Below are 827 nucleotides of genomic sequence, written 5' to 3'. Positions count from 1 at the left end.
CTCCCCGGTCGCCGCCGCCCGGCGCCGCCGCTCGGTCGCGCCGCGGCGGCGGATCGTCGCATACGGCGCCGGCGCGGGCCGGATCGTGTTGGCACCTTCGGCGAGCAGCTCGCGCAACTGCTCCTCGAAGTCCCCGCCGGCCCCCACCCCCTGCTGCTCCTGCTCCTCGTTCACCTGCTGCCTTCCTGCCCGCAGGACACTTTGCCGCGGACGGGTTCGTCCCCGCGGTGCCCGAGCCCCGGATGTGTTCGCAACTTGGCCAGTGCCTTGGAAGCCTGGCTCTTGACCGTGCCGGTCGAGCAGCCGAGCATCTCGGCGACCTCGGCCTCCGACAGGTCCTCCCAGTAGCGCATGACGACCACCGCCCGCTGCCTCGGGGGCAGTCCGGTCAGTGCCGCGAGCAGGACGTCGCGCTCGTCGGCCCGCGAGACGGCCTCGTCGTGCCCGGCCACCTCCGGCGGCGCCGCGGTCAGAGCCTCCGCGACCCGCCGCTTGCGGAACCGGTCACTGTTGCAGTTGACCAGTATCCGCCGGACGTACGCCTCCGGACTGTCACTGCGCGAGACGCGCCGCCATGAGCGGTACGCCTTGGCCAGCGCTGTCTGCGTCAGATCTTCGGCATGGTGCACATCGCCCGTGAGCAGATACGCGGTCCGCACGAGATGGGACCACCGCGCTCTGACGAATTCTTGGAACTCGGCCTCTTGTTCGGCCTGCATCAAGCACCCTCCCCTCGCCCTACAGACCGCAGACACCGCCGATCCGGTTGCCCGGGATCCGGCGCCGCGCCGGCGGTCGGGCCGCGGTGGCCGGCCGCGCAGATCGGA

1 protein-coding gene is annotated in these 827 nt (G+C 71.9%); it reads right to left on the bottom strand.

From position 1 onward, the window contains the following. Positions 1-170: 170 nt before the first annotated feature. The gene (locus tag OFY01_RS17470) at positions 171-719 is read right to left on the bottom strand and encodes a SigE family RNA polymerase sigma factor (RefSeq protein ID WP_266600942.1); all 549 of its coding nucleotides are present in this window, start codon (positions 717-719) and stop codon (positions 171-173) included. Between the last annotated feature and the right edge of the window lie 108 nt (positions 720-827).

The sequence above is a fragment of the Streptomyces beihaiensis genome (assembly GCF_026274175.1).
GTDB lineage: Bacteria > Actinomycetota > Actinomycetes > Streptomycetales > Streptomycetaceae > Streptomyces > Streptomyces beihaiensis.
This window is presented reverse-complemented; position numbering and strand designations above follow the sequence as displayed.

What these genes read in the sequence shown, in the direction of transcription:
- OFY01_RS17470 (WP_266600942.1), bottom strand. Translation starts at nt 719, where the DNA reads ATGCAGGCCGAACAAGAGGCCGAGTTCCAAGAATTCGTCAGAGCGCGG.